This is a genomic window from Streptomyces sp. NPDC058257, assembly GCF_042881845.1.
Classification (GTDB): Bacteria; Actinomycetota; Actinomycetes; order Streptomycetales; family Streptomycetaceae; genus Streptomyces.
In genome coordinates this window covers 140,857-166,644 of sequence record NZ_JBHVXJ010000022.1, presented here as the reverse complement: position 1 = coordinate 166,644, position 25,788 = coordinate 140,857, and the positions used below count along the sequence as shown (strand labels likewise).

The following is a 25,788-nucleotide window of genomic DNA, read 5'->3' as shown; positions in this document are numbered from 1 at the left end:
GAACGTACGGTGCCCCCTCCCGCGTACATCTACGCGGGAGGGGGCACCGTACGTTCTGGAGCTTCAGCCCACGGGAGCAAACGGCACCGTGAAGCACGCCACCCGGTCCCCCGCGCCGCCCTGCTCCCGGTGCAGCACGACGGATCCGGCCCCGCCCGCACGGAACTCCCAGCCGTGGCGGGCGCTCGCCCCGCCCGAGCCGTCCGGGTTCGCGGTGAAGTCCAGCCAGACCTCGTTCTCCGGGTTGGCGTAGGCCGGGTCCTTCGACGGCTGAACCGGGTCCTCACGGTGCTGGTAGTGCCCGCCGGCCGCGGCCGGGTCGGCGCCGCACGGCTTCTGGTGCACATGGGCGCCGTACGCGTGACCCGGTTTCAGGCCCTTCACGCGCACCGTGACCGCCATGTCGCCGGGACCGCCGCGCTGCTCGACCTCGATCGAGGATCCGGCGGGCACGAGCTTCTGGTCGTACGTGATCGCCGACGAAGGGATGAAGGCCGTGGGCGGCGCGAACCGCGCCCCGACCCGTTGCCGGTAACAAGGCGCCTCGTCCCCGCCGGCCACACCGCCGCCCGCCGCGAACACCGCCACCGCCAGGGTCCCGGCGAGCATTCCTGCCACCATCGTCCCGCTCCTTCCGTACCGTCCGTTGACTCACTCTGTTGGTACGGGACTTCGGCGCCGTACGTCGCGCCGAGAGCGGCAGCCGGGTGAACGTGATGTAGCGAACATATGAGCCCCCAGCGGATCTCCGGCGGCGAGCGCGGCGTACGCTGTACAGCTGTCACCAAGCCGCCCCTGCCGCTCCCCGCGCTGTCGCGGCAGTCAAGTCGTCGACCGGGGAGTTACGGGGAATTCCGGTGCTTGAGAGTCTGGGCTCACTGACCAGCAGCCCATGGATCTACGCGGTAGTGGCACTTTCCGTGCTCTTCGACATCGTCCTGCCGGTGCTGCCGAGCGGCGTCCTCGTCATCACGGCGGCCACCGCGGCGACCGCGGCCGGCACGGCGAGCACGGGGGCGGGGAGCGTCGCGCGCGAGGTCCCCGACATCCTGCTCCTCCTGCTCTGCGCGGCCACCGCCTCGGTACTCGGCGACCTGGCCGTCTACCGCCTCGCCTGGCGCGGCAACAAGCGCCTGGACCGCGCCATCGCCCGTTCGCGCCGCCTCACCACGGCGCAGGAACGACTCGGCACGGCACTCGCCCGCGGCGGCGGCGTCCTGGTCGTGGTCGCACGTTTCGCCCCGGCGGGCCGCTCGATCGTCTCGCTCGCGGCGGGCGCGGCACACCGCAAGGTACGTGAGTTCCTGCCCTGGTCGGCGCTCGCGGGCGTGGCCTGGGCGGGCTACAGCGTCGCGCTCGGCTACTTCGGCGGGCAGTGGCTCGGCGCGACGTGGCTGGCCACGGGCGTCTCACTGGTCGCCCTGTTCGCGGCGGGCGCGGGGGCGGCGTTCCTGGTGCGGCGGCCACGTACGGTGACGGCGAACTAGGCTGCGCGCACGGTGACGGCGGGCTGCGCTGCGCGCACGGTGGCGTCGGGCTAAGCCGCCGGGGCGTCCTCGGCAGCCTGCTCGGCCGCCCTCGGCCTGCCCCCTCGCACCTCGATCCCGGCGAGCAGCTCGGCGGTGGCTTCGGCGACCGCGTCCACGGCGCGGTCGAAGACCTCGCGGTTGTGCGCGGCCGGGGCACGGAACCCCGAGACCTTGCGCACGTACTGGAGCGCGGCGGCCCGGATCTCCTCCTCGGTGGCGTCCTCGGGGATGGCGGGCGGACGGAGCGTCTTGATGCTTCGGCACATGTATACAGCTTGCCGCGAGTGAGGCGCGGGCGTGAAGCCGTCACGCCCACGGGCCCCACGAGACCTCGCCGGACACCACCAGAACCCGCGGGATCTCGCCGGACCCCACGAGACCCCTCGCACTCGAAATTCGAACAGGAGTAGCATTACCGCGTGCCTGCAACCCCTGCATACGACTTCCCTGACGACCTTCTCGCGGGTCAGGAGGAACTGCACCAGGTCCGGGCCGAACTCCTGGCCCTGCTGAAGCGGCTCCCCTGGTCGGTCACGCCGCTCGACGGCTTCAGCGACGACCACGGCTGGCGCAAGGTGGAACGCCCGGCCTCCCCCGGCTGGACCTCGGACCAACAAGCGGAAGTAGAGAAACTTCGCTCGCGGGAAAGGGAGTTGGCGGTGTTCGTCACCTGTCACCGCTTCTGGGACGAGGTGACGGGACCGGACGCCGTGGCGGCTCGCGCACGACTCAAACACGCCCACGAGAAAGCCATTGACACCGAGTGACAGCGGGCGTTGACTCAGCTACGCCGAGGAGGTGCTGGCATGAATATTCTGCTGGTGGTCCTGCTTCTTACACTGATCGGCCTGGGCTTCAGCCAGCCAATTCTGTGGCTGGCCGCCGCGGCGCTCATCTTCTTCATGATCCAGCAGTACGACCGCGGGGGCTCGGGAAAGAGCAGCGGCAGCGGGAGCCGCTCGGGCGGAAGCGGGGCGGGCGGGAGCGGCGCGGCCGGAAGCGGGGCGGGCGGAAGCGGTGGTCCCGGAGGTGGCGGTGGGGGTGGTGGCGGTGGTGGTATCCCCAAGACCTACCGCGACTACCGCATCCGGAAAGAACGCCAGGAGCGCTGGGACCGCAGGTACCGCCGGACGCATCCCGATTCGGGGCGCTGATCGGGAGGCCGACGGGGTGCCGATCCGGGCGCAGATCCGGGCGCGGATCCGGGCGCGGATCCGGGCGCCGGGCGCAGATCGAGCGTCGAGCGGACATCGAACGGTGCGGTCGTCAGCGGGCGGCCGCATTGCCGGTACTACTAGTAATCATTCCGGGTGACAGCGCGCTTACCTGCGCAAACGCTGGGGATTGAGGTCATGCACAACGCATCGACCAGCCCCGGGAGTTCACTCGCATGCGCTTCGGAACCGCCGTAGTCACCGCCGCCTTCGCGGCCCTTCTGACCGCGGTCGCCCCTTCGGCCACCGCCGAACCCCACGCCACCCGACCGAGTGTCGCGACACCCCCCGGGCAGGTCTGCTTCTGGACCGAGCCCGGCATGATGGGCCAGGCCTGGTGCTACGGCCCGCCCGGCTACGCGGAGGCCGAGAACGGCACACAGCGCCACGCCTACTCCTTCGAGTCGCGCGTCAACGGCACTGTCTACGCCATCAGTTTCGGCCCTGGATCCGGCTGTCTCTACCGCGAGATCCGCCCGGGCGACTACGACGAGAACTGGACGGCCTGGGCCACCAAGCTGGACGGCGTGAGCGATACGACCATGGGCTGCGAGCAGGGCTGACGTACGTAGATGCCCCACCGCCCACGGCCACTCCTGGCCGCGCTGTTCCTCTCGCCCTCCCTGCTCCTCCTGAGCGCGTGCGCGCAGTCGCCCACAGCCCCCGCGCTGCCACCGGACGACGTCATCAGGTCAGCCCAACAACAGCTGACGGACGACTGCTTGAAGAGGCAGGGCCTCACGCCACCACGCCCGCACCACGGCAACGACAGCCACAGATACAGCCACAGCCACAGCCACAGCCACAGCCACAGCGGCGACTACAACGGCACCGCGAGTAATCCACGTAACCCGGGCGAACAGTCAGTCCGGGCCCAGGAGCGCACGGCAGCAGCCCTGTTCGGTACGGGCCGCACGGAGCTCTCCCTCAAACTCGCCACCGGGTACACCGTGCGCGCCCACACGGACGGCTGCCTCGCCGCGGCACAACGCACGCTCTACGGCGACCAACGGCGCTGGTTCGAGGTCTCCACGATCGCCAACAACCTCAAGCCGGAGGCGGCATACCGCCACCGCACCCTCACGTCGGTCCGCGCCGAGCACCGGCAGGACCTGGCCGACTGGCGAACCCTGCACACACACGCCCTGCACCAGGCCACGACCCGACTCACAGCACAGCAGCAGAGAGAGAAGCACGCATCATGATCAGTAGTCACAAGCCCACGGCCCTGCTCGCCGCCACGCTCCTGGCACTTGGCACCGCCGTTGCCTCGTCGGCCACGGCCCAGGCCGCCTCGTGCCCCAGCGGCCAGTTCTGCGCCTGGACGGACGCGAACTTCGGCGGCCAGCGCACGAACTGGTCGGGCGACGACCACGACTGGGAGGACCCCATCCAGGACCAGGACTCCTCCTGGGCCAACCACGGCATCTCCGGCCCCGGCATCAAGGACCACGTCCAGGTCTACGAGAACCCGGGCCTGGTCGGCTTCGGCACGGTCTGCCTGGGCCCCGGCCAGGAGATCGCCACTCCCAGCGGCTGGGCCAACGACAGCGGCGACTCCCATACCTGGAAGATGGAGTGCTAGCTGTCGCCCCACCACGGTGCACCCCTGCCACGGCCACCACGGCCACCATGGCCACGGGGTGCACCGCCCTCTGAACACCGCCCCGGCGGGTCAGCCCGAACACCGCCCCGACAGGTCAGCCGGTCGGCGCGCCCGCGGGAAGCCCCCCGAGCATCGAGACCGCCCCCAGAGCCGCCTCGTCGACCACGGAGGTGGCAGCCGCGGGGTTGTCAGCCGTCAGCTCGCCGGTCTTCTCGTCGACGTCGACCCCGCCGAGAGTCCCCTGCAGGTCCCGCGTCGATTCCTCCGTCGTCCTCGTGACGGAGTCGAGCAGCCGCGTCCCACCGTCGGCGGGCGGCTGCGGCGCGGCGAACGCGGGAGAAACGGCCCCCAGGGCGAGCCCGAAACCGACGACACCAGCGGCAGCCTTGGCGATCTTCACGAGGTGGATCCCTTCCGGCAGGGCCCGGCGGCAGCACGACGGTCGTACGCCCGAAGCATCCGCAGGTCGGACACTCACACAGCCCTTGCCGAATTCCCCAACTCTCGCGTGATCGCCAAGGTTCTGGCCGACCACCCGATCGATGTCCTGCGCCTCTGCTCCTTCCGGCGGTCATCGCCGACGCCGGGTGGCCCGGCAGGAGCAGTGTCCTGCCGGGCCACCCGGTCTCTTCCCACAGCTTGTCCCGCGGCCTGTCCTACAGCTTGGCGCTCCGGTTGGCCGCGGCCCTGAGGCCCGCCACCGTGAGTGCCACGACCAGCAGTGAGGCCAGCGCGGCGGCCACCGCCGACAGGGCCGGGATCGGTGCTGTCACCCCGTCGGGCCGCAGCACGTAGGAGAGCGTCGTGGAGTCGATCCGGTCATCCACGAGGTGGCTGACGGTCAGCGCACCCGCCACCAAGGTGCTCACGACGGCGACGATCGGCGATCGGCTCAGGCACAGTGCCAGGCCCGTCACGGCACAGACGGCGACGACGCCGAGCGCGGCGGAGACGCTGAGGGTGGACGCGTCCGACCAGTTCAGCGGGAAGTGGGCCGCCGCACAGAGCAGAAGAAGGCCGCCTGCCGCGCGGCGCAGCCACGCCAGGAGTGTCTTGCCCTGTGCGTGTGCGGCCGGGGCGGCCGGGGCGGTTGAGGGGTGCCCGGCCTCGGCGGGCGAAGCGGTCGGCGCGGCCGGAGTTCCGGCCCCGACGCTGTCGGCGTCCACGGCTCCGCCGTCTTCCCCATGCTCCTCGTGTCCCCCATGCCCCTCGTGTTCCTCGTGTTCCTTCTGCTCCTTGAGGCTGCCGATCAGCTGCATCAGATCCTCGACGGATCTAGTCGTACCCGCGGCGTGCACCGCCTCGGCGCCGCTGTGCGGGTCGTGCGGGGGGCGGGACAGCAGGTGAACTAGACGGCTGACCTCCGGAATAGGCCGTTCTTCGGCGGCGTGCCGAATGGCCTCATCCATGTGCTCGACGGGGTGTTGCGGCGGGCCGAGCAGTTCCACCAGCTGAGTGACGTCGTCGACAGAGCGGGCCACGGCCGCCAGACGGAGCACCGAGGCGGCGGTCGGCATGCCGTCAGGTGACTGCTCCAGACGAGTGACGAGGTCGACGACGTCGTCCAGGGGCCTGGACACGACGGCAACGCGTATGAGCTCTTCCACGGCGTCGTCGTCGGCGCCGGGCGCGGCCTGTTCCGGGGTTGCGTCATCGGCGCCTTGGCCGGTGTCGCGGGCCACCTGGCCGGTGTCGAGGGCGACCTGATCGGTGTCGGGGTCCTCCGCGTGCGGCCGCAGAACAGGCTGATCGCGGAGCGGGACGCCGAGCTGCACGGTCCCCCAGTGAACCGACGTCGAAACCAGCGGCTCGTCGGTTCCGGATATGTCCCCTGCGGCAGAGAATGACTCAGCGGCCATTTTCGTTCTCCATTTCAGCGGGGCGTCCTCACCCCGTAGGTGTACGTGTCTCCCGTTCTATGCACGCTTGCTCCGCCCCGCCACTGGTGGAACTCCCCCGGCGGCGGTTCGGCGAGGACGGCCCAGCGCGAGCCGAGGAGCGCGAGCCGACCCGCACGGCGGCCTGCCGCGATCCGCCGCCGACCGTGGACGGCCTCTTCCGCCCACGGCTGGAATGGGCGCTTCCTCTGTTGCCGTTGATACTGCCGTCATGCACTTAGGTACCGCCCGTGTGGTGACGAATGGATACTGCAACTCGGCATCGGCATAGCGTGGTTACGGACAGAGGGGGCTCGAGTCCATGCCTACCAACTCCGTGATCCTCGTAGTCGATGACCACAAGGACACCCTGTTCGCGCTGGAGAGCGCGTTGGCCCCTCTCGGCTACCCGATGGTGAGCGCGACCAACGGGGACGACGCCCTCAGGATGGTCCTGCGCGGGAACGTCGGGCTCATCCTGCTCGACGTGCGCATGCCGGGCGTGAGCGGTCTCGACGTCGTGCGCTATGTACGCCGACTGGACCAGACGCGGTCCATCCCCATCATCTTGCTGACCGGCTTCGACGTCAGCCGCGACATAGCCTCGACGGCCTTCCTGCTCGGCGTGGCCGACATCGCCCTCAAGCCCATCGATCCGCTGACCCTGCGCACCAAGGTCCGCTACCTCTTCGACACCCACCAGCAGATGAAATCCATGCAGCTGGAGATCGATGAACTCCGGGCCCAGCTGAAGGACGGCAGCATCGGGACAACGGACAACAGTCACTCCGCGTCACGGTGCGCTCCCGGCCCCCAGATGGAGACGTGAACGCCCCTTCGTGAAGGCCGCCGATCACGGCTGGGTACACCGGCCGCCGCACGGCTCCGTACGCCGCGCTATGGCTACGCGCGCGGGTGGGGGCGGGCAGGCGGACCGTTCACCGCGCTCATGGACGTACAGCGTCGGTCTGGCCAAGCGCGGCGACCACCTCGACGAGAAGGCCCGTGCGGGCCGGGCGTCGGGGGTTGCCTCACGGACATTACGCGCCCACAGCAGCGGCCCTTTCCGCCTGCCTCACGACGCTCGGCGCCGTCTTCTCCTGAGAGGGCTGGAGGCTGGACAGATCCCGGAATTGGTCAGCGACGAGGCGTCCCCACACCTTCTCAACCGTGGAATTCTGGTGCTGAGCGAGCTCCTGACACAGCTGCTCAGTCATCTCCCGCACCGCCTCCTGCCCGCGCCGTCTCCACTCCAGGCGAGCAGCATCATCCATGGCTGCTTCCAGCCGATGGGCTCGCTCTGCGGGCGGCGTGTCTACCGCCACGGCGGCGATGGCTTCACGCACGCGCCGCACCTGTTCCGACTGGTCTGCCACATCCGTCCCTCTTCGGGGTGGGGAGGCGGATTTCCCGGGCCGCCTTGTGTAGTCACCGTTCGGTTGGTGGGTAGACCATTCCCCCACCAGCTAACGTGCGGGCGCTCAGAAGGGGCGCTCTCCATCGACGACCGCGAGCGTCCAACGAGCGCCGTCAGCTGCCTGGATGGCCAGCTTCTGCTTCACCGGGTCACCGTAGACCCGCCCGATGGTCACGGGGCTGCTGCACTTGACGGTGGTGGGGTCGCCCTTTGGGTTCTCCCTTTCAACTACCGTCACTGTCCTGGCGCCGGAGCAGACGGACACGGCCACGCATCGGCCCATGAGCTTCTCCTGAAGAGTTGCGCCCGCCCGACGGCTGTCTCATCGGGCGGGCAGGGTTGGAACCTAGCTGATGGTCCATCCCTCGCGGTACGGCGCCCAGAATTCCATGTACTTCTTGTTACCGGCGGAGAGCAGTTGGTGTACCGGTTGGCGCTGTAGCCGTAAGTGGACAACGCTATGACTCTGGTCGCGACACTCCGCATGAAGCCCCCCCCATAAATGTGACGCCCCCTCAGACGGGTACGGGGACGTGGCCACCAAGATCACAACATGGAGGGAGGCAGTCACGTTAGGCACTCCGGGGAAGCCTGAGAGTTCCCGTAGGCCACCATATGTGGTGAGCATTACCCGCCCGGACGCTTAGAGGCGCGCCGAGGCCCCGCCGCCCCTGACGCGGCGGGGCCTCTCTGCTGGGGCCTAAATACCCTCAGCGGCTATCCAAGTAGCTGCCCACAGAGGTAGAGGGGGTGCCGGGCTCCGGCGCCCACAGCAGGCCATAGACGCCGAACGCTACGGCAGCGACACTGGTTACTGCGATAGCAATTCGCAGCTTAGACATAGGGGTTCCTCCTTCCACCAGCTCGGTTCAGCTGCAACCGGGCCAGTTCTTGACATGCTGGGCCTTCCAGGCCGTGAGCTTGTTGTCCACCCTGGAGTCCACCGCCGAGGACTTTCCGTGCCCCATAACAAACATAGAGTCCTTACCTCGGCACTTCGAGTCAAGGATACGGTAGGTGTCGATAACCCAATCCGAGCGGTTATTCACCCACGACGACGTCTTGTTATCGAATCCCCAGTTGGCGGCATATCCGACACTGGTGTCCTTGAACTGCCAGCGCTTTCCCTTGAAATTCTTGTACTGGTAGAAGCAGAACCAGTCCGAGTTGGGGGTCCACCCCGAGGGGCAGCCCTGGACCGCGGACCGCAGCCCGACGTTGTCATTCGGGTCGGTGTCCAGGTTGTAGCTCTGTGCCCGACCCTGGCGAGTTCCTGTTCCGAGGTTGTCTGGAGCTTCACCGGTAACGGGGTTGGGGAACACGACAACTGCGCCGTCGTCGTAGGCGACGGCGTAGTCGGAAACCTGCGTCCCGCCGTACTCGGCTATCTGCTCATCGATCGACTTCTGGAGGCGCTCGCTGGACGTGTCGGCCTGGGCAGAGGAAGTGGTTAGTGCGCTGAGGGCGAGGACGGCAACTGCCGTGGCGCTGGCGGCGAGCGAGCGATTCACTTAAGGAACTCCGAGCGGTTGATCTTGGCTGAACAGGCACGGACGCTACCAGTAGCGCACTTATCGAACTTTCCTGTATATCTCGTGGTCAATACCAAGCAAACGGACACACAGGGACGGAATACCCGTCAACTCGTGCTCATCAAAGTGCCGTTGCCGCCCCCAAGGTCGCCACACCGCACGGATTACGACGTAGATGTCCGTTATTGGATCTTTATGGGAACGGCTGGTGAAGCCCACTCGCGCTTGCTCCTCCCGAGCGCCGCCGGAAGACTAAGGAGCGCCGCTGGGCCTGTAGTTGCATTCCCGCCGATCATGTCCCGCACCCAGCCGCAGATCCGGCACGCCCGGAAGCATCCACAGACCTCACGGAGCAACACCCCGGCAACCGCGTGAACGGCCCCGGGGTATGGCCGACCAACAGGAGTCGACATGGCCGAGACTTCGGGCCCAGCGTCCGGCGCGGGAAGCGGACCGAGAAGCACACTCCAGGCGCCGCCAGTCCACGTACCGGACCCGGGCGCGCTGTCCGAGCAGCAAGTACGCGGCCGTGCCTGCCTGCGATCTCTCGACCACGCGCGCCATCGAGAGGGGCCGGCCCGTCGCCGTGCCCGAGGTCTGGTGTCCCTGCGAGTGCCAGCGGCCGAGGGGGCAGGAGAGCAAGGCTCCGCGGGCGGCGCGGGCCGCCGCGCGAGAGGTGCCGCACCGCAGCCCGCGGTCCGGTTGGACGAGGGCGCGAAGCGGCATGTCGAGGATGTCGGCGATGAGGAGCAAGTGGTCAATGAGGGCGGAGCGCGTGCCCTATGCGATTAGATCGCTCGTTCGCATGACAGGTACATGCCTCGTTGCGAGAGCGCTCTCGATCGGATCTGATGGATGCGGCTTGCATATACCTCCACCCCCAGACCCGGGTGGGCTCACTCGCGACCGGCTCTCTCGGGGCAGGTGTCGCGGGAGGGTAACGGTAGGAGGGTAGGAGGTGTTCACGTGTCCGCCTGCGCGGGAAGGCACACCAGCCCTCGTCATGAGCGACTCTATGCGCGGCCCTGGCCTGTGCCATTCCCTCGTGCGAGTGCCGCCGATCTCATGATCGGCGGGAAATGTGGCCACGATGTGGACTCGCGCATGAAAGCGGCCCCTCAACTGATCAAGCTTGAGGGGCCGTTCGTACCGCTTACCAGCGGGTTACTGCGGTGGGCGCGGACGGTTTCGAACCGCCGACATCTGCCTTGTAAGGGCAGCGCTCTACCACTGAGCTACGCGCCCGGGATGTTTCGACAGCCTACCCTGCCTGTGGCCCCGCCCCGCAAACCCGTATGGGTGATCAAGGTGCCCCGGTGGTTCGGCGGGTCCACGGCGCTCGGGGGAGAGCGGGCGATGCGACCGGCGTCCGCTCGGCACGCGTCCGTTCGCACGACGTGGCGGCCAAGACCGCCAACGGGGCCGTTGATGTTTCCGTTCCCCGCGACAGTGGTAGTCCGCACCTGGTGTCCGCCCGTAGCGAAGGCGGCAAAGTCACGATGCGCGGCGCGAACTAACCGGCCCGTGTATTCGTCATTAACCGGTGGGAGAATGTGACACCGGGCAAGGCGGATGACAGCACGGGAGAGGGATAGTGACGGCGACACCTTCGCAGCCGTACACGCCGGTTACGTCCAGCGGTTCAGTGGTGCTGGTGCTGGTGCCGGATGAGGATGTACGTCGCTGCGGGAGCGTGCGACCGCCTCACCGTACGGACGACCGGCAGAACCTCCAGGGCCCCCAGAACGACCGGGACGGTGGGCTCCGCCCGCACAGCCCGCACAGCCCGCACCGCCCGCACCGCCCGCACCGCCCGTCCCCTCTGCGCGATGCCGTGGCGCTCGCCCTCCTGCCCCTCCCCCTCCTCGCCCTCGCCCTTCCCTCCGCCTTCGCCGGTGGCGGCACCCGGCGTTGGTTCGGCGGACGCGGCGAGAGCGTGCGGGCCGACGCGCAAGCCGCCAAGGACGCGGCGGCCGCTGCCTTTTACGAGTTGGACACCGCCCAGCGCGATCTGCGGATCTCCATCGAGACCATCGTGGCCGTCGACTCCACGCCCGCCGCGCAGCGGGCGGTATCCGACTTCGAGGCCATCGGGCGGCGCATCGACGAGGCCAGCCATCAGTACATCGACGCGGTGGACGCGCACGACCTCGACCGCGATGACCTGGAGACCTCCGTCGCCGCCCGCGCACGCACCGAGCTCACCCAGGCCAAGGGCGAGCTGGACAAGGCCAGGGGCGACCTGGAGCGGTTCCAGCAAGGACTCGGGCCCCTGCTGGACAAGGCGGAGACGCAGCTCGCCCGGCTCGCCCCGGCCGTCGAGCGCGCCCGCCAGACACTGCTGGCCGCCAGCAACGCCCTCGATGCCGTACGAGAGGCCGGGCTCAAGGCCGACGACCTCGCCGCACGCCTCGCCGCGCTCGGCCCGGAGCTGACCAAGCTCAATCAAGGGGCCGGGCAGCACGGCGTGCCGGAGACACTGCAGCGGGCCGACCGCGTCCTTCGGGACGCCGAAGCCGTGCGGGCCGAGGCCGAGCAGCTGCCGGAGCGGGCCGCCGAGATAGACCGCCGCCTCGTCTCGCTGCGTACGCGCGCGCAGGCGCTCACCACCCGCAGCGGCCAGGTCGACCCGGTCCTCAGCGAGCTGCGGCGGCGTTTCACGGCCGCCTGCTGGCAGGACCTGCAGCGCGTGCCGGACGAGGCCGCGGAGAACGTACGGCAGGCCGAGGCCAAGCTCAAGGAGGCCCGGCAGGCGCGCGAAGAGCAGCGCTGGCCGGACGCCACCGCCCGGCTCTCCACGGTCCGCGCCCTGCTGAACTCGACGGACGAGGCGGTATCGGCCGCCGGCGACCGGTTGCAGCGGCTCAACGCGGTGTCGAAGGACCCCCAGCAGGAGATCGAGCGCACCCGCTTCGCGATCCGCGACGCCCAGCGCCTGGCCATGGCGGGGCGCCAGACCCCGGAGCAGCGGCACGCCCGCCCGCTCGACGAGTCCGTAGCCCGCCTGGACCGCGCGGTGGCCTCCCTGGAGGGCCGCCACCCGGACTACTGGCACTTCCTGACCGAGACCGAAGCCGTGCGGCAGACGGTGGCGCGGGTGGTCGGCCAGATCCGGGAGGAGCGGGGGCACGGAGCCTAGGGCCGAAGGGCGAGAGGCCTAGCAGCCTGGGGGCCTCTGGGGGCCTGGGGGCCTGAGGTCGGCTGGTTCGAGCGCCTCTGCTGGCGGTCCGGGGCCCGCGGGCGGATCCTGGAGTTACGTACGCCGACGTCTCCGGACGCGGGCGTCAGCAGTAAAAATGTACAGAAGTGACAACGTACAGAAGCGGCCTCCGCGCATACCCAAGGGAGGCGGACATGGCCACGCATGTACTTCAGACAGGGCCGAAGCGGCCCAGGCGGCACGTCACGCTGAACGAGCACCTGCCCGTCGACCACCGCCTCAGCACGGTCTACCGCGTCGGCGCGGGCCTCATGGGGCTCGTCCTGCTCGCGTTCGGCGTCCTCGGCCTGATCGACAAGATCGGCTTCTTCGACACCGGGGGCGACACCGTCGCCGGTCTGAACACCAACGGCGCGCTCAGCGTCCTGTCGATCTGCGTCGGGCTGCTCCTGTTCGTCGGCATGGTGATCGGCGGCAACTTCGCCTCGACGCTCAACATGGTTCTGGGCTGCGCCTTCATCCTCAGCGGCTTCGTCAACCTCGCCTTCCTCGACACCGGCCTCAACTTCCTCGCCTTCCGCATGCCGAACGTCCTGTTCAGCTTCGTGGTGGGCATCCTGCTGATGATCTTCGGGATGTACGGGAGGGTCGGCTCGGCCCTGCCGCACGACAACCCGTACTGGAGGGCGCGCCATCCCGAGCAGCACGCTGAACACTCCGAGCACCGCAAGCGCATCGAAGCACCGCAAGCACCACAAGCACCGCAAGCACCCTGAGCAGGCACGCTGAACGCCCTGTGCGAGCCTTGGGGCATGTCGGACCTCACCACTGCCTTCAGTAAAGACCTGCGGACCCGGCGCCTGGTCGCCATCGTGCGCGGCACCGACGCGGAGGCCTCCTTCCGGACGGTCATGGCGCTCGTCGAGTCGGGCGTGCCGCTCGTCGAGGTGTCCCTCAGCGGCGCCGACACCCTGGGCGTCCTGCGCCGGGCGCGCGCTGAAATCGGCGACGAGGCCTGGCTGGGCGCGGGCACCGTCCTCACCGCGGACGACGCGCGGCGCGCCTGGGAGGCGGGGGCCAATCTCATCGTGACGCCGGGCCTCGGGGCCGGAGTGGATGAGGCCGTACGGCGTGAACTGCCCGTCGCCGCCGGGGTCCTGACCCCCACCGATGTGATCGCGGCGAGCGCGGCAGGCGCGACCGCGCTGAAGATCTTCCCCGTTTCGGCGATGGGCGGCCCCGCCTATCTCAAGGCGCTGCGGGCCCCCTTCCCCGACCTGCCCTTCGTACCGGTGGGCGGCGTGGACGCGGCCGCCGCCGAGGAGTACCTGGCGCTCGGCGCGGTCGCTGTGGGCGTCGGCTCCCCGCTCATCGGGGACGCGGCGGACGGCGGGGACCTGGACGCGCTGCGCAAGCGCGCGGCGCGGTTCGTGGCGGTCGCGGGGGCGGGTCGATGAGCGCCATCGCGGCGACTGTTCAGGAGGCCGCCACCGTCCTCACCCTGGGCGAGACCATGGTCGCCCTGCGCGGCAGCGGGCCGCTGAAGCTGGGCGGTTCGATGGACGTGTCCATCGCGGGCGCCGAGTCGAACGTGGCCATCGGCCTCGCCCGGCTCGGCCACGCCACGCGGTGGGCGGGTGCCGTCGGCGACGACGAGGCGGGTGAGCTCGTGCTGCGCACGCTGCGCGCCGAGGGGGTCGACGTCAGCGGCGCGACCCGCGATCCGGACGCGCCCACGGGCCTGATCCTCTTCGAACCCCGGCTGCCCGAAGTGACCCGCGTGCACTACTACCGCGCGGGCTCCGCCGGTTCACGCCTCACGGTGTCAGCGGTCGAGGGCGCCTTCACCGTTCCCGGGGCACCCCGCGTCCTGCACCTCACCGGCATCACCCCGGCCCTCGGCCCCTCCGCCCTGGCCGCCTGCCGCCGCGCCCTCGAACTGGCCGGGGAGCACGGCACGACGGTCTGCCTCGACGTCAATTTCCGCTCGCGTCTGTGGAGCGACGAGGAGTCCGCCGCGGTCATGCGTTCCTGGATTCCGTACGTCGATGTCCTGATCGCGTCGGACGACGAACTGCCGCTGTGCGTACCGGAGATGACCGGGCCGGGCGAGGACCCTGCCCTTCCCGAGGCGCTCCTCGCCCAAGGAGTCCGCGAAGTCGTGGTCAAGCTCGGCGCCGCCGGGGCCACCGCGTACACCGCCGACGGCGAACTGCACACTCCGGCGCGCCCGGTACGGGCGGTGGACGCCGTGGGCGCGGGGGACGCGTTCGTCGCCGGGTATCTGTCGGCGCTGCTCGACGGTGCGGATGTGGCGGGGCGCCTGGACCGGGCCGTGACGACGGGCGCCTTCGCCGTGGCATCGCACGGGGACTGGGAAGGGGCACCCACGCGAACGGAACTCGGGCTGCTCGGGGCAGGGCCCGGGACTGTGGTGCGCTAGCACTGCGGGGCCGCTGCGCGCGGCGACAGAACCGCGAGGCGGTGGAAGCTGGCCACGCCCACGCGGCGACAGGCTCTCGGGCCGCTTGGAGCACGACGACAGACCCACGGGGCGGGGTAGGAGCAGGTCGCGCCCACTCTGCGACAAACCCGCGAGGCAGTCGGAGCTGGTCGCGCCCACGCGACGACAGGCTCTCGGGCCGCTTGGAGCACGACGACAGACCCACGGGGCGGGGTAGGAGCAGGTCGCGCCCACTCTGCGACAAACCCGCGAGGCGGTGGAAGCCGGCCGCGCCCACACGACGACAGAACCGCGAGGCAGTGGAAGCCCGTCGCGCCCACCGGGCGACAGACTCTCAGGCCACTGGAGCACGACGACAGACCCACGGGGCGGTACGAGCCGGTCGCGCCCACACGGCGACAGAACCGCGAGGCGGTGGAAGCGGGCCGCGTCCACGCGCGCCGCGGAGCCGCGTATCTCGCTGCCGCGCCCCTTGCCGCCCTCGCCCCTCGCGAGGTGCCCTGGAACCGTCGGCCTGCTAGCCGCAGCAGCCCCCGCCACAGCAGCCGCCACCGCCGCCTCGCGGTGCAGGGGCGGACGCCGAGGCCGAGCCTCCGACGGCCACCGTCGACAGCAGCTTCACCGTGTCCTCGTGCCCGGCGGGGCAAGCCGCGGGGGCGGCGGACTCGGCCATCGGGCGGCTCAGTTCAAAGGTGTCGCCACAGGAACGGCAGCGGTACTCGTATCGGGGCATGGGCCAAGGCTAGCGGCAGAGCGGACCAACCGGGGTGCGTGGCCTCGGTGCAGAGGCACTCAACCGGAGTGCGGGGCTTCGTCACAAACTCGCCCCCCACCCCGACAGCACCGACAGCACCGACAGCACCGACAGCCCCGACAGCACCGACAGCACCGACAGCACCGACAGCACCGACAGCACCGACAGCACCGACAGCACCGACAGCACCGACAGCACCGACAGCACCGACAGCCCTCAACGAACCGCCGCCGCGAGGAACCCCCGCAGGATCTCCTCCCCCGCCGCGACCCCCCGCTCCGGCAGCACCGTGAGCCCCGGCGCCGTCCATCCCGTGTCGGCCAGCTCGCCGTGCCCCGGACGCCACGAGCGGTCGGCGGCGAGCAGCAGATCGGCGTCGAGCAGCGAGTCACCGGCGGCGAGGATCTCCTCCGCGCCGATACGGCGGGCCACCTCGCGCACCGCCGCGCTCTTCGTCAGCGGCTTCGGCACCGCGTAGATCTTGCGGCCCTGCAAGGAGACGGTCCAGCCGCGGCCGTCCGCCCACCCGGCGAGCTCCTTGACCCACCCCTCCGGCAGCAGGGCGCGGTCGACGACGAGATAGGCGAAGAGATCCTCGGCCACCCGCTCCTTCAGGAGCCACGCCGGGTCGGCCGTGCGCACCATGTGAGCGCGGACCTCGTCGAGCGAAGCGCACTCGGCGGCGAGCCGGCGGCCGACGCCCGCCCGCCACTCGGGGTCGGGAACCCCGTCGACCAGCAGATGCCCGCCGTTGGCACAGATCGCGAACTTCGGCGCGGGGCCCGGCAGTTGAATGCGGCCGTACTGCTCGCGCGTACGCGTGGTCGTCGGCACGAAGACCGTTCCGCGGCCCAGCTCGTCGAGGAGCCCGGCGGCGGTCTCGGTGACATACGACAGCGGCTTGCTCTCGTACACCTCGACGCAGAGCAGGCGCGGCGCGTCGGCGTCGGGCATGGTCAGGCCGAGGGCGGCGGCGGAGTAGATGAGGGTGCGGTCGAGGTCGCTCGCGACCAACACCGGCCGGGATGCGCCCACTCGGGTACTCGCTTCCGCGCCCACTCCCGCACTCTCCTCCGCGCTCGCTCCCGCACTCACTCCCGCGCTCGCTTCCGCACTCACTTGAAGGCCACCGCCTTGCCGTCCGTGCCAGTGGCTCCCCGCGTGTACTGCGGGTGGATCAACCCGACGCAGGTGTAAGGGAGTTCGTCCACTTCCTCGACCGGGACGCCACGCTGCTCCGCCAGGAGCCGTACGTGATCGAGGTCGGCCCCCGCCCCCGCACGCGCCAGGATCTTCCAGGGAACACGGCGAAGGAGGACGCGCGTCGTCTCGCCGACGCCCGGCTTCACCAGGTTCACGTCGTGGATGCCGTACTCCTGGCTGATCCGCTCGACGGCGGCCCAGCCTTCCCAGGTCGGTGCCCTGTCCGCCGAGAGCAGCTCCTTGACCTGGGCGTCGACGGCGTCCGTCACCTCGTCGAAGCGGGCCGCGACGGCGTCGATGAAGTCCAGGGAGACATCGCCGTCGGCGAGCTCGCGGTAGAACTTCGCGCCGTGGAAGTCATCGGGTCCGACCAGGTCCGCGCGCAGGACGGTACGCGATATCAGCCCGGAGACCGTCGAGTTGAGGCAGGCGGAGGGGATGAGGAAGTCCTCGCGGGTGCCGTACGTGCGGACGCAGGAGCCGGGATCGGCGAGCACGGCGATCTCCGGGTTGAAGCCGACGGCCCCGCCGGACTCCTCGAACTCCCGCACCGCGTCGGCCAGTTCGCGCGTGATCGCGCCCTTCCCCGTCCAGCCGTCGACGAAGACGACGTCGGCCGGGTCGTGGTGGGCGGCGAGCCACCGCAGCGCGTTGGCGTCGATGCCGCGGCCGCGCACGATCGACACGGCGTAGTGCGGCAGGTCCAGGCCGTCCCTGTCCTTGGCCCAGCGCCGCATCAGTACGCCGACGGGTGTGCCCGCGCGGGCCAGCGAGACGAGGACGGGGCGGGGGGACCGCTCGGCGAGCACGGTCTCGGTGACGGTGCCGACGGCCTGCGCGATACGCGCGGCGGAGGTGCCGAGCGCCGTGCGGAACAGCTCCTGGTACTGCGGGCTCGGCTGGTACTCGACCGGCAGCGACTCGGCGTAGTGCGCGCCACCGCTCTGTATCGCCTCCTCGCGCTCCTCGGTGGGCGCCTCCAGCCGTACGTCCGAGAGGTCCTGGAGCAGCCAGCCGACGTCTTCGGGGGCGTACGAGGAGAAGGCGGGGCCGCGAAGGGGCTCGGGCAGCATGGAGGGCCTTTCGGGGACGTGCTCAGGGACGCGCTCAGGGACGTACGAGGGCACGACGGCGAGCAGCACCTGAGGGGCGTGCGCGGCGAGCTGCGCCAACAGGCCGTCGGGAGAGTGGAGTTCGGGTCGGTCGCCCAAGGAGTCGACCACGATGACGATCGCGTCGAAGCCGCCGCCCGCGACGTTGTACGCGTACCGCTCGCCGGGTCCGTCGGCGGGCGCGTCGTGCGCGGGGAAGACGAGACGACTGCGGATGGCGTAGCCGGGGTCGTCGACGGCGAGGACGGGTGAGCGCGTGGTGGTGGAGTACCGCACGTCCGTCGTGTCGGCGCCGAGACGTTCCTCCAGTGCCGTCCCGAGGGCCAGCGGCGCGTACATCAGCTCTTCGAACCCGAGGACGAGAACGCGGCGCGGGAGCGCGCCGGGAGCCTCCGGGGCCGGTGCCGGCGTCGCCGCCAGCGCTTCGGCGACGCGCTCCGCCATCCCCGGCAGCGCGGCGTCCAGGACCGCCCGGTGCTCCGGGGTGAACCCGTGGCGCCCGCCGTCCGGCACTCCGGCGGGCCAGTCGAGGTCGACCCGGGTGACCGGGCCGCCCTCCCGGCGCGGGGCAGGGAGGGCGGCGGCCTCGTACTCCTCCACCAACGCCTGCCCCTTCTCCAAGACCCCGTCGGGCAGGCTCACGGTGCCGGACGCCATCGTGATCAGGTCGACCCGTGCGCCGATCTCCCGCGCGAAGTCGGCCAGACGGCCCTGGTCCTGCGGGGAGCGCATGTCGACGAGCGCCACGATGACGTACCGCTCGCGCGGGAAGAGCTCGTGCAGCGCGCGGATGGTGTTGAGGACCGTGTTCCCGGTGGAGAACTCGTCGTCGACGAGGACCAACGGGCCGTCCCTCGTGAGCAGCCGGGGATCCTCGGGGAGCAGCAGATGCGAGGTCGCGTGCGAGTGGGACTCCTCGAAGCCGCCCGCCCTGCGCACCCCGTCGACCGGGCGGCGCGTGGAGTGGAGGTAGGGCGCGAGGGCGAGGCCGTCCGCGACGCAGTGGCCGAGGCCGGTCGCCGTCTCGGCGTACCCGAGGACGACCGCGCGCCGGGCCTCCGCGTCGCCCAGGAGCGCGCGCACCCTGACACCGAGGTCGCGCCCGGCCGCGTACACGACCGAGGGATGCTGCGGCACGTGCTTGCCGAGGACGTTCGACACCAGGAGGTGCGCCCGCTTGGGGTTGCGGCGCAGGGCGAGGCCCAGCAGGCCACTCAGCCCCGCGTCCCCGGCCAACTCCACACCGAGCCGCTCGGCGACCCACGTCCCTGACCACACCACGTCGTCGTTCACAGTCCTCGCACAGTCCTTACGTTCCTTTTCAGTCGGCCAAAGTCGCCAGAGTCCTGGAGGCCCGGTCCGCCGGAGTCTTGCAGGCGCAGTCCGCCAAAGACGGATTCAGTCGGAGAGCCCGGCGGTGAGCAGCTCCACGAAGCCGATGTCCTCGCGCGCGACGCCGAAGACCTCGGCGCGCCTGAGAGTCCGCTCGGCCCACGCGCGGTGCGGTTTCACTTCGTTCATCTTGTTCGTGTAGGTCGAGCGCATGACCCCGCCACCGCCCCGCTCCGGGCGCAGGATGTCCTCGGCGTCGCTGAACTCCTCGTGACTGACGACCGACAGCGCGTGCACGGGCAGCACGTGCGAGGGGTGGATGCAGGTCTTGCCGAGCAGGCCGTTGGCCCGGTCGAGCTCGATCTCGCGAAGCAGCCCGTCGATGTCGTGCTCGATGAGCGCCTGCCGCAGCTCCTCGGCCCGCCCCTCCAGGAAGGGGCTCCGGCGCAGCTGCGGCTTGAACATCCTCTCCTGTACGCGGAAGTACTCCCACACCGGCCCGGTCACGGTGAACCCCGTGCCGTCGGCCCTGCCGAGGTGGTTGACCACGTCGGCGATGACCGAGGCCACGATGTGGACGTCGTACGCGGTCATGTGCGGCGGCCTGCGCAGTCCGTACGCCGAGCAGAAGTCGGTGACGCCGAGCCGCAGCGCGAGCACCCGCTCGCGGTACTTGTCGACGGTGCGGGCGATTCCGGCGAGGGTCTCGGAGCGGCTCTCCAGGTGCAGCAGCTCGGGCGATTCGAGGACGGGCATCGCGAAGAGGCGTCGGCCGCTGGTGGCCTCCGCCACGGCGAGCGACTCCAGGAAGGCGACGCCACGCTCCTCGGTGAACTTGGGCAGCACGAATCCGGACAGCAGCCGGATGCTGGGTCCCAGGCGGTTCGCCAGGTCGGCTATCTGCTCGGGCTCCCGGACCCGGATGAACAGCAGCGGCGGCTCCGTGCCGCCCCGCTCAGCGCCGTACGGCTCCACCCCGTCCCGTCCCGCCTCCTCCCGCTCGGCCAGGTCCCGCTCGGCCAGGTCGGCGAACTGCCTGACCAGGTTCTCCTCGGCACCGATGACCTCGGCGTCGTCGATCGAGTCCTCCAGGCAGAGCACCATCGAGATCACGCCACGACCGGCCTGCTTCAGGATGTCGTCGGCGAGGCGGGGGCGCGTGGCAGGGCTGTAGAGCGTGGCCCCGAGGGCGACGGCCAGCAGACTCGGGGCGGAGTCCGCGGTGAAGGAGCACGGCTCCCGATGGAAGAGACGCTGTCGCACCTCTGGGGCTATATGCCCGAAATGACGCATGATTTCCCCTGTACTCGTCGGCGCGACCGACGTGATGTGGCCGGTAATAGTACGTAGGGACGGGTGTCAAGGGTTCCCCATGGGCATGAAATTCAGGTAACCCGGCCATGTCAGACACACAGGCCACACACCGTCACCCCCGCGTTGTCCCGTACAGGACCGGGAAGGCAGGATGACCGCATGACGCACGCGATGTTGAAGGGGTCGAACGTCCCGCTCGAAGCCACGGCCGTCCGCGCCGTGCTGCGCTGGACCCCCGGACAGGGCGTCCCGGACGTCGACGCGTCGGCGCTGCTGATCGGCGCCGACGGCCGTGTGCGCTCCGACGAGGACTTCGTCTTCTACAACCAGCCGCGCCACCCGTCGGGCAAGGTCTGGCGGCTCGGCAAGAAGCGGGTCGCCCAGGGGCTCTCCGAGGGCCTGACCGACACGGTCCAGACGGATCTGGCAGGCCTGGACCCCGCGGTGGACCGTGTCCTGCTCGTCGCCTCCGCCGAGAACGTCGCCTTCGAGCACGTACGCGCGCTGCGCATCCTGCTGTACGACGCCGGAGCGGGCGAGAGCGAACCGCTCGCGTACTTCGACATCACCCCGCAGACGGGGGCCGAGACCGCCCTCATCTGCGGCGAGCTCTACCGCCGCGGTGACGTGTGGAAGTTCCGCGCCCTGGGCGAGGGATACCTGAACGGCCTGGAGGGGCTCGCGGGCGACTTCGGCATCTCCGTGGACGAATCCGAGGCGGTGACCGAACCGTCGCCCGAGGCCTCGCTTCCGCAGCCGTATCCGCAGCAGCATCAGCCGCTGTCCGAGTCGGCCACCACACAGGTGCCGGCTCCGCAGCCCTTCCCCGCTCCGGCCCCGCAGCCCGCCTATGGCTACCCTCCCGAGCCCCCGCGCCACCAGCCCGCCCCGCAGCCTTCCTACGGCTATCCGCAGCACGCGCCCGCCCACGCGGCCCCGGTCCCACAGCCCTCGTACGGCTATCCGCAGCCGGTGGCCCCCATGCCCGACCCGAACTTCCGGCTGCCGCCGCAAGGCCCGCAGTTCCTGGCACGCTGAGCGTCTCGAACAGGGGAGCGGCGGCCGTTCCGGCCCGGCGGACGCCGAAACCCGCGCCGAGGCCCGCACGAGGGGCCGCTAGGCCCCTCCCACCTGCGACTTGTAGCCACGGCCCCACTGCAGTCCCCAGCCGTACAGCCGGTCGAGCTCTGCCTGGAAGCCGTACACGAACTTCACCTCGCGGCGCACGACCAGCTCGCCCTTGACGTTCTCAAGCGTGAATATCGCGCAGGAGCGGGCCTGCGGATGGCGCTCGTCCAGGTCGATCTCGACCCGTGGGCCGTTGCTGGGGTAGAGCGTCACCTTGGCGTGCGTGCGGTCGAAGGCCGGTGTCTGGTCGTAGATGTAGGCGAAGAACAGCAGCCGCTTGATCGACTCGCGGTGGTCGAGGTTCACATAGATCGTCTCGCCGGACGGCGAACCGAACCGGTCGTCGCCGCTGAGCTTCACGAACGGCGGGGCGTTCAGGTCCCCGAAGAAGCTGCCGAGCGGCTGTACGACGCCCTTGGCGCCGTCCATCGTCTCGTACAGGCAGCCGAGGTCGAGGTCGACGTTGACCACGCCCTGGGTGTGCGCCTGGACCACGTCGGGCTGGAACATCCTGAGAGGGTGTCGCAGCAGGCTGCCGCCCTCCCGCTTGCCGATGATGTCGGACGTTCGCATCTGCCAGTGCAGGTTGACCCGAAGGTTGCCGGTGGCCGCGCCCTGTTTGTTGAGCGAGACCGTCGGGTGCCGCTTGGTGAGTTCGATGGAGTTCGTCGCGGCGCTGCCCGACTCGAAGTCCATAGAGCGCCCACGGAATAAACCGTCCCAGAAGGACATCGCCGCCCCCAATGATTGCCGGAGCCCCATGGGCCCGTCACGAATGCCACGGGGCGGCCAGGAGGACTCGTCCTCGATGGCCGCCCCGTTCAGAAGCGTTCCTCACTCGGCCCCGGGTCACACGCCGGGAACGAGTCAGACCCGAAGTCACACGCCCGAGGAGACCTCAGTCTTCTCGTCCGAGCCCGAGCCTTTTCCCTCTGCCGCCGCCAGCGCCTTGTTGCGGCGCACCGACGAGAAGAACGACCAGGCGATCAGGACGACGCCGACGAGGCCCGTGATCACCTCGTGGATCTCGTACTGAATGGTGACCAGGAGGATCACGGCGAGGGCGCCGATCGCGTAGTGCGCGCCGTGCTCCAGGTAGACGTAGTCGTCGAGGGTGCCCTGGCGGACCAGGTAGACGGTGAGCGAACGGACGTACATGGCTCCGATGCCCAGGCCGAGCGCCATCAGGACGATGTCGTTCGTGATCGCGAAGGCGCCGATCACGCCGTCGAAGGAGAACGACGCGTCCAGGACCTCGAGGTAGAGGAACATGAAGAACGCGGCCTTGCCGGCCATGACGACCGCAGGAACCTTCTTGCCGCTCTTCTTGGCCTCTTCCTCCTCCTCGTGCTCGCGCTCCTCGTCTTCCTCGATCTTGTTCTCGAAGAATCCGGAAAGACCGCCCACCACTAGATAGGTGATGAGTCCGGCGATGCCGGAGATGAGCACCGTCTGCGCCTTGTCCACATGCATGCCACCGTGCTGGTGGGCGTTGGTGGCGAAGGTCATCGCGGAGACCATGAGCACGATGAGCGCGATGCAGACCGACAGCATGTCGATCTTGCCGAGCTTGGCCAGCGGGCGCTCCAGCCAGCCGAGCCACTTGATGTCACGGTCCTCGAAGATGAAGTCGAGGAAGATCATCAACAGGAACATGCCACCGAACGCCGCGATCGACGGGTGAGCGTCGGTCACCAGCTGCTGGTACTTGTCCTTGTCGTTGAGAGCCAGCCGCACGGCCTCGATCGGGCCGATCTTTGCGCTGATGGCCACAATCGCGACGGGGAACACGAGCCGCATGCCGAAGACGGCGATCAGCACACCGACGGTGAGGAAGATCTTCTGCCAGAAGGCACTCATCTTCTTCAGGATCCCGGCGTTGACCACCGCGTTGTCGAAGGACAGCGAGATCTCGAGGATGGTCAGGATCGCCACGATCCCGAAACCTGTCCACCCCCCGTAGAACACCGCCGCGACCAGGCCGAGCGCGGTAACCGCGAACGACCAGCCGAAGGTTTTCAGAAGCACTGGCTACCCAATCGTGTGTGTACGGGCTCCCGTGTAGCGGTCTCCCCCGCGCCGGTCCCCGGCTTTACGAAACATTGACCCCGAAGTCTAGAGCGATGCCTCGCAGACCTGACGCGTACCCCTGCCCAACGGCACGGAACTTCCACTCTCCGCCATAGCGGTAGAGCTCGCCAAAGATCATCGCAGTCTCCGTGGAGGCGTCCTCGGAGAGGTCGTAGCGCGCGAGCTCCTGCTGATCGGCTTGGTTGACCACGCGAATGAAGGCGTTGCTGACCTGGCCGAACGTCTGGCCACGATTGTCCGCGTCATGGATCGAGACAGGGAAGACGATCTTGTCGCAGTTGGCGGGCACCTTCGAGAGGTCGATCAGGAGCGACTCGTCGTCCCCGTCACCCTCACCCGTGAGGTTGTCGCCAGTGTGTTCGACAGAGCCGTCCGGGCTCTTGAGGTTGTTGTAGAAGACGAACCACTCGTCACCGATGACCCGGCCCGAGTTGCACATCAGCGCACTGGCGTCGAGGTCGAAGGGGGCTCCGGTCGTGGAGCGCGCGTCCCAGCCGAGGCCGATCAGGACCTGTGTGAGGTTCGGTGCGGCCTTGGAGAGGGAGACATTGCCTCCCTTGGCGAGCGTGACGCCCATGATGTGGTCCTCCCCGTGATTCGAGAGCAAGAGTTCCCCGGACTCCCCTGTCGGGAGCGAGATTTTTGAGCGCGTCCGGCGCCGCACTCGTGGTGTGCGGCGCCGGACGACAAGGCGGAGGGTGTTACTCGGCTCAGACGTTGACGCCGAAGTCCTGCGCGATGCCGCGCAGGCCCGAGGCGTACCCCTGGCCGACGGCGCGGAACTTCCACTCCGCTCCGTTGCGGTACAGCTCGCCGAAGACCATCGCCGTCTCCGTCGAGGCGTCCTCGGAGAGGTCGTAGCGCGCGATCTCCGCGCCGCCCGCCTGGTTCACGACGCGGATGAACGCGTTGCGGACCTGGCCGAACGACTGCTGGCGGGTCTCGGCGTCGTAGATCGAGACCGGGAAGACGATCTTGTCCACGTCGGCCGGAACGGCCGCGAGGTCGACCTTGATCGCCTCGTCATCGCCCTCGCCCTCACCGGTGGTGTTGTCACCGGTGTGCTCGACGGATCCGTCCGGGCTCTTCAGGTTGTTGAAGAACACGAAGTTGCCGTCGCTGCTGACCTTGCCCTCGGCATTCGTCAGGATGGCGCTGGCATCGAGGTCGAAGTCCGTACCGGTGGTGGTACGGACGTCCCAGCCCAGGCCGACCAGAACCGCGGTCAGGCCGGGGGCCTCCTTGCTCAGCGATACGTTGCCGCCCTTGCTGAGGCTGACTCCCACAAATCCTCCCAAATTGATGTCCAGGGGCGGGGAGCCCCAGTCATGCTTTGCCGGTCGTGCTTTGCCGGTCGTGCTTGCCATCGGATCAACGAGTGGATCCTAGTGACCGGTTCCCGGCCGCCACAGGCTCTGCACCTGAAGAATCACAGGGTGTCACCCCTGAGGAATCACAGGGTGTCGAGCGCCTTGACGTACTCGTCGAGGTCGCGGGCGTCCGGCAGGTCGTTGACGACAGTCCAGCGCACCACGCCCTCCTTGTCGATGATGAACGTGCCGCGCACGGCGCAGCCCTTCTCCTCATCGAAGACCCCATAGGCGCGCGACGCCTCACCGTGCGGCCAGAAATCGGCGAGCAGGGGGTACTCAAGACCCTCCTGTTCGGCGAAGACGCGCAGGGTGTGGATGGAGTCGTTCGAGACCGCGAGCAGCTGGGTCTCGTCGTTGACGAACTTCGGCAGTTCGTCGCGCAGGGCGCAGAGCTCACCCGTGCACACACCGGTGAAAGCGAACGGGTAGAAGAGCAGCACCACGTTCTTCTCGCCGCGGAAGTCCGACAGCTTCACGGTCCTGCCGTGGTTGTCCTTCAGCTCGAAGTCCGGGGCCAAAGTGCCGGTCTCGAGTCCAGCGAGCGCCATGAGCCAAGCATCCCTTCGATGGAGCTGTTCGGGTGATGACCACCCTACGCAACGGGCGTTTCATCCGATCACTCCCCATGACGGGCGCTTTCCATGACAGGAACTTCGCTCGGCCCACCGGCCACGCGCATGCG

At 69.4% G+C, this 25,788-nt stretch carries 29 protein-coding genes and 1 tRNA gene; 12 read left to right on the top strand and 18 right to left on the bottom strand.

Annotation, left to right across the window (positions count from 1 at the left end; genetic code table 11):
• Nucleotides 1-63 precede the first annotated feature (63 nt).
• The gene (locus tag ACFVXC_RS35960) at nt 64-621 is read right to left on the bottom strand and encodes a superoxide dismutase family protein (RefSeq protein ID WP_389914289.1); all 558 of its coding nucleotides are present in this window, start codon (nt 619-621) and stop codon (nt 64-66) included.
• A 236-nt stretch (nt 622-857) separates the two neighbouring features.
• On the opposite strand from ACFVXC_RS35960, the gene ACFVXC_RS35955 reads away from it, so the two are divergent.
• Nucleotides 858-1,487, top strand: coding sequence for a DedA family protein (locus tag ACFVXC_RS35955; RefSeq protein ID WP_389914286.1), 630 nt, complete (start codon nt 858-860; stop codon nt 1,485-1,487).
• A 50-nt stretch (nt 1,488-1,537) separates the two neighbouring features.
• Here the strand turns inward: ACFVXC_RS35955 and ACFVXC_RS35950 are convergent, their stop codons facing one another.
• Nucleotides 1,538-1,795: a DUF2277 domain-containing protein gene (locus ACFVXC_RS35950; protein ID WP_389914284.1), complete on the bottom strand. Its 258-nt coding sequence runs from the start codon at nt 1,793-1,795 to the stop codon at nt 1,538-1,540.
• Between the two features lie 153 nt (nt 1,796-1,948).
• Between ACFVXC_RS35950 and ACFVXC_RS35945 the strand changes: the two genes are divergently transcribed.
• From ACFVXC_RS35945 to ACFVXC_RS35925, 5 genes are all read left to right on the top strand, one after another.
• On the top strand, nt 1,949-2,296 hold the full coding sequence (locus tag ACFVXC_RS35945; RefSeq protein ID WP_389914281.1) for a hypothetical protein: 348 nt from the start codon (nt 1,949-1,951) through the stop codon (nt 2,294-2,296).
• Nucleotides 2,297-2,335: 39 nt separating this feature from the next.
• Nucleotides 2,336-2,683, top strand: a complete 348-nt coding sequence (locus ACFVXC_RS35940; RefSeq protein ID WP_389914278.1) for a hypothetical protein — start codon at nt 2,336-2,338, stop codon at nt 2,681-2,683.
• 236 nt (nt 2,684-2,919) lie between these two features.
• Nucleotides 2,920-3,306: a hypothetical protein gene (locus ACFVXC_RS35935; RefSeq protein WP_389914275.1), complete on the top strand. Its 387-nt coding sequence runs from the start codon at nt 2,920-2,922 to the stop codon at nt 3,304-3,306.
• A 9-nt stretch (nt 3,307-3,315) separates the two neighbouring features.
• On the top strand, nt 3,316-3,948 hold the full coding sequence (locus ACFVXC_RS35930) for a hypothetical protein (protein WP_389914272.1): 633 nt from the start codon (nt 3,316-3,318) through the stop codon (nt 3,946-3,948).
• Nucleotides 3,945-4,328: a peptidase inhibitor family I36 protein gene (locus ACFVXC_RS35925; protein ID WP_389914269.1), complete on the top strand. Its 384-nt coding sequence runs from the start codon at nt 3,945-3,947 to the stop codon at nt 4,326-4,328. The genes ACFVXC_RS35930 and ACFVXC_RS35925 overlap by 4 nt, the downstream gene beginning before the upstream one ends.
• A gap of 115 nt (nt 4,329-4,443) precedes the next feature.
• On the opposite strand, the gene ACFVXC_RS35920 is transcribed toward ACFVXC_RS35925, so the two are convergent.
• Nucleotides 4,444-4,749 carry a hypothetical protein gene (locus ACFVXC_RS35920; protein WP_389914266.1) on the bottom strand — a complete coding sequence of 102 codons (306 nt, stop codon included), beginning with the start codon at nt 4,747-4,749 and terminating at the stop codon, nt 4,444-4,446.
• 256 nt (nt 4,750-5,005) lie between these two features.
• Nucleotides 5,006-6,208 carry a hypothetical protein gene (locus tag ACFVXC_RS35915; protein ID WP_389914264.1) on the bottom strand — a complete coding sequence of 401 codons (1,203 nt, stop codon included), beginning with the start codon at nt 6,206-6,208 and terminating at the stop codon, nt 5,006-5,008.
• Between the two features lie 340 nt (nt 6,209-6,548).
• Here ACFVXC_RS35915 and ACFVXC_RS35910 point away from each other — a divergent pair, with 340 nt between their 5' ends.
• Nucleotides 6,549-7,055, top strand: a complete 507-nt coding sequence (locus tag ACFVXC_RS35910; protein ID WP_389914261.1) for a two-component system response regulator — start codon at nt 6,549-6,551, stop codon at nt 7,053-7,055.
• A gap of 211 nt (nt 7,056-7,266) precedes the next feature.
• Here the strand turns inward: ACFVXC_RS35910 and ACFVXC_RS35905 are convergent, their stop codons facing one another.
• The 4 genes from ACFVXC_RS35905 to ACFVXC_RS35890 form a co-directional block, all read right to left on the bottom strand.
• Entirely contained in the window at nt 7,267-7,602 is a 336-nt protein-coding gene (locus ACFVXC_RS35905; protein WP_389914258.1) for a hypothetical protein, read from the bottom strand.
• Between the two features lie 105 nt (nt 7,603-7,707).
• Nucleotides 7,708-7,926, bottom strand: a complete 219-nt coding sequence (locus ACFVXC_RS35900; RefSeq protein WP_389914255.1) for a hypothetical protein — start codon at nt 7,924-7,926, stop codon at nt 7,708-7,710.
• Between the two features lie 586 nt (nt 7,927-8,512).
• A complete protein-coding gene (locus ACFVXC_RS35895; protein WP_389914252.1) occupies nt 8,513-9,154 on the bottom strand; it encodes a peptidase inhibitor family I36 protein in 642 nt (213 codons plus the stop codon).
• A gap of 1,194 nt (nt 9,155-10,348) precedes the next feature.
• A tRNA-Val gene (locus ACFVXC_RS35890) sits at nt 10,349-10,420 on the bottom strand.
• Between the two features lie 577 nt (nt 10,421-10,997).
• Between ACFVXC_RS35890 and ACFVXC_RS35885 the strand changes: the two genes are divergently transcribed.
• The 4 genes from ACFVXC_RS35885 (at nt 10,998) to ACFVXC_RS35870 (ending at nt 14,778) form a co-directional block, all read left to right on the top strand.
• Nucleotides 10,998-12,314 (top strand): hypothetical protein, encoded by a 1,317-nt coding sequence (locus ACFVXC_RS35885; RefSeq protein ID WP_389914328.1) that lies wholly within the window; start codon nt 10,998-11,000, stop codon nt 12,312-12,314.
• Nucleotides 12,315-12,529: 215 nt separating this feature from the next.
• On the top strand, nt 12,530-13,111 hold the full coding sequence (locus ACFVXC_RS35880) for a DUF4383 domain-containing protein (RefSeq protein WP_389914249.1): 582 nt from the start codon (nt 12,530-12,532) through the stop codon (nt 13,109-13,111).
• Nucleotides 13,112-13,147: 36 nt separating this feature from the next.
• Nucleotides 13,148-13,792 carry a bifunctional 4-hydroxy-2-oxoglutarate aldolase/2-dehydro-3-deoxy-phosphogluconate aldolase gene (locus ACFVXC_RS35875; protein WP_389914247.1) on the top strand — a complete coding sequence of 215 codons (645 nt, stop codon included), beginning with the start codon at nt 13,148-13,150 and terminating at the stop codon, nt 13,790-13,792.
• Nucleotides 13,789-14,778 carry a sugar kinase gene (locus ACFVXC_RS35870; RefSeq protein WP_389914243.1) on the top strand — a complete coding sequence of 330 codons (990 nt, stop codon included), beginning with the start codon at nt 13,789-13,791 and terminating at the stop codon, nt 14,776-14,778. The genes ACFVXC_RS35875 and ACFVXC_RS35870 overlap by 4 nt, the downstream gene beginning before the upstream one ends.
• A gap of 538 nt (nt 14,779-15,316) precedes the next feature.
• Here the strand turns inward: ACFVXC_RS35870 and ACFVXC_RS35865 are convergent.
• From ACFVXC_RS35865 to ACFVXC_RS35845, 5 genes are all read right to left on the bottom strand, one after another.
• Nucleotides 15,317-15,532, bottom strand: a complete 216-nt coding sequence (locus tag ACFVXC_RS35865; RefSeq protein ID WP_389914240.1) for a zinc ribbon domain-containing protein — start codon at nt 15,530-15,532, stop codon at nt 15,317-15,319.
• Between the two features lie 81 nt (nt 15,533-15,613).
• Nucleotides 15,614-15,760 (bottom strand): hypothetical protein, encoded by a 147-nt coding sequence (locus ACFVXC_RS35860; protein ID WP_389914237.1) that lies wholly within the window; start codon nt 15,758-15,760, stop codon nt 15,614-15,616.
• A 9-nt stretch (nt 15,761-15,769) separates the two neighbouring features.
• Nucleotides 15,770-16,507 carry an HAD family hydrolase gene (locus tag ACFVXC_RS35855; RefSeq protein WP_389914325.1) on the bottom strand — a complete coding sequence of 246 codons (738 nt, stop codon included), beginning with the start codon at nt 16,505-16,507 and terminating at the stop codon, nt 15,770-15,772.
• Between the two features lie 161 nt (nt 16,508-16,668).
• Nucleotides 16,669-19,161: a phosphoribosyltransferase gene (locus ACFVXC_RS35850; RefSeq protein ID WP_389914234.1), complete on the bottom strand. Its 2,493-nt coding sequence runs from the start codon at nt 19,159-19,161 to the stop codon at nt 16,669-16,671.
• A gap of 105 nt (nt 19,162-19,266) precedes the next feature.
• On the bottom strand, nt 19,267-20,493 hold the full coding sequence (locus ACFVXC_RS35845; protein ID WP_389914232.1) for an HpcH/HpaI aldolase/citrate lyase family protein: 1,227 nt from the start codon (nt 20,491-20,493) through the stop codon (nt 19,267-19,269).
• Between the two features lie 180 nt (nt 20,494-20,673).
• Between ACFVXC_RS35845 and ACFVXC_RS35840 the strand changes: the two genes are divergently transcribed.
• On the top strand, nt 20,674-21,552 hold the full coding sequence (locus tag ACFVXC_RS35840) for a TerD family protein (protein ID WP_389914229.1): 879 nt from the start codon (nt 20,674-20,676) through the stop codon (nt 21,550-21,552).
• Nucleotides 21,553-21,630: 78 nt separating this feature from the next.
• On the opposite strand, the gene ACFVXC_RS35835 is transcribed toward ACFVXC_RS35840, so the two are convergent.
• The 5 genes from ACFVXC_RS35835 to ACFVXC_RS35815 all read right to left on the bottom strand — a co-directional run bounded on the left by ACFVXC_RS35835 (nt 21,631) and on the right by ACFVXC_RS35815 (nt 25,654).
• Nucleotides 21,631-22,374 carry a Tellurium resistance gene (locus tag ACFVXC_RS35835; protein ID WP_389914226.1) on the bottom strand — a complete coding sequence of 248 codons (744 nt, stop codon included), beginning with the start codon at nt 22,372-22,374 and terminating at the stop codon, nt 21,631-21,633.
• Between the two features lie 147 nt (nt 22,375-22,521).
• Nucleotides 22,522-23,670: a DUF475 domain-containing protein gene (locus ACFVXC_RS35830; protein ID WP_389914223.1), complete on the bottom strand. Its 1,149-nt coding sequence runs from the start codon at nt 23,668-23,670 to the stop codon at nt 22,522-22,524.
• A gap of 64 nt (nt 23,671-23,734) precedes the next feature.
• Nucleotides 23,735-24,310 carry a TerD family protein gene (locus ACFVXC_RS35825; RefSeq protein ID WP_389914221.1) on the bottom strand — a complete coding sequence of 192 codons (576 nt, stop codon included), beginning with the start codon at nt 24,308-24,310 and terminating at the stop codon, nt 23,735-23,737.
• Nucleotides 24,311-24,443: 133 nt separating this feature from the next.
• Complete coding sequence (locus ACFVXC_RS35820) at nt 24,444-25,019, bottom strand: TerD family protein (RefSeq protein WP_361827689.1); 576 nt, start codon at nt 25,017-25,019, stop codon at nt 24,444-24,446.
• A 167-nt stretch (nt 25,020-25,186) separates the two neighbouring features.
• Nucleotides 25,187-25,654, bottom strand: a complete 468-nt coding sequence (locus ACFVXC_RS35815) for a peroxiredoxin (RefSeq protein WP_389914218.1) — start codon at nt 25,652-25,654, stop codon at nt 25,187-25,189.
• Nucleotides 25,655-25,788 lie beyond the last annotated feature (134 nt).

Coding starts and splice junctions, on each gene's coding strand:
- ACFVXC_RS35960 (WP_389914289.1), bottom strand. CDS start 621: ATGGTGGCAGGAATGCTCGCCGGGACCCTGGCGGTGGCGGTGTTCGCG.
- ACFVXC_RS35950 (WP_389914284.1), bottom strand. CDS start 1,795: ATGTGCCGAAGCATCAAGACGCTCCGTCCGCCCGCCATCCCCGAGGAC.
- ACFVXC_RS35940 (WP_389914278.1), top strand. CDS start 2,336: ATGAATATTCTGCTGGTGGTCCTGCTTCTTACACTGATCGGCCTGGGC.
- ACFVXC_RS35935 (WP_389914275.1), top strand. CDS start 2,920: ATGCGCTTCGGAACCGCCGTAGTCACCGCCGCCTTCGCGGCCCTTCTG.
- ACFVXC_RS35930 (WP_389914272.1), top strand. CDS start 3,316: ATGCCCCACCGCCCACGGCCACTCCTGGCCGCGCTGTTCCTCTCGCCC.
- ACFVXC_RS35925 (WP_389914269.1), top strand. CDS start 3,945: ATGATCAGTAGTCACAAGCCCACGGCCCTGCTCGCCGCCACGCTCCTG.
- ACFVXC_RS35915 (WP_389914264.1), bottom strand. CDS start 6,208: ATGGCCGCTGAGTCATTCTCTGCCGCAGGGGACATATCCGGAACCGAC.
- ACFVXC_RS35910 (WP_389914261.1), top strand. CDS start 6,549: ATGCCTACCAACTCCGTGATCCTCGTAGTCGATGACCACAAGGACACC.
- ACFVXC_RS35900 (WP_389914255.1), bottom strand. CDS start 7,926: ATGGGCCGATGCGTGGCCGTGTCCGTCTGCTCCGGCGCCAGGACAGTG.
- ACFVXC_RS35880 (WP_389914249.1), top strand. CDS start 12,530: ATGGCCACGCATGTACTTCAGACAGGGCCGAAGCGGCCCAGGCGGCAC.
- ACFVXC_RS35875 (WP_389914247.1), top strand. CDS start 13,148: ATGTCGGACCTCACCACTGCCTTCAGTAAAGACCTGCGGACCCGGCGC.
- ACFVXC_RS35870 (WP_389914243.1), top strand. CDS start 13,789: ATGAGCGCCATCGCGGCGACTGTTCAGGAGGCCGCCACCGTCCTCACC.
- ACFVXC_RS35865 (WP_389914240.1), bottom strand. CDS start 15,532: ATGCCCCGATACGAGTACCGCTGCCGTTCCTGTGGCGACACCTTTGAA.
- ACFVXC_RS35855 (WP_389914325.1), bottom strand. CDS start 16,507: ATGCCCGACGCCGACGCGCCGCGCCTGCTCTGCGTCGAGGTGTACGAG.
- ACFVXC_RS35845 (WP_389914232.1), bottom strand. CDS start 20,493: ATGCGTCATTTCGGGCATATAGCCCCAGAGGTGCGACAGCGTCTCTTC.
- ACFVXC_RS35840 (WP_389914229.1), top strand. CDS start 20,674: ATGACGCACGCGATGTTGAAGGGGTCGAACGTCCCGCTCGAAGCCACG.
- ACFVXC_RS35835 (WP_389914226.1), bottom strand. CDS start 22,374: ATGTCCTTCTGGGACGGTTTATTCCGTGGGCGCTCTATGGACTTCGAG.
- ACFVXC_RS35825 (WP_389914221.1), bottom strand. CDS start 24,310: ATGGGCGTCACGCTCGCCAAGGGAGGCAATGTCTCCCTCTCCAAGGCC.
- ACFVXC_RS35815 (WP_389914218.1), bottom strand. CDS start 25,654: ATGGCGCTCGCTGGACTCGAGACCGGCACTTTGGCCCCGGACTTCGAG.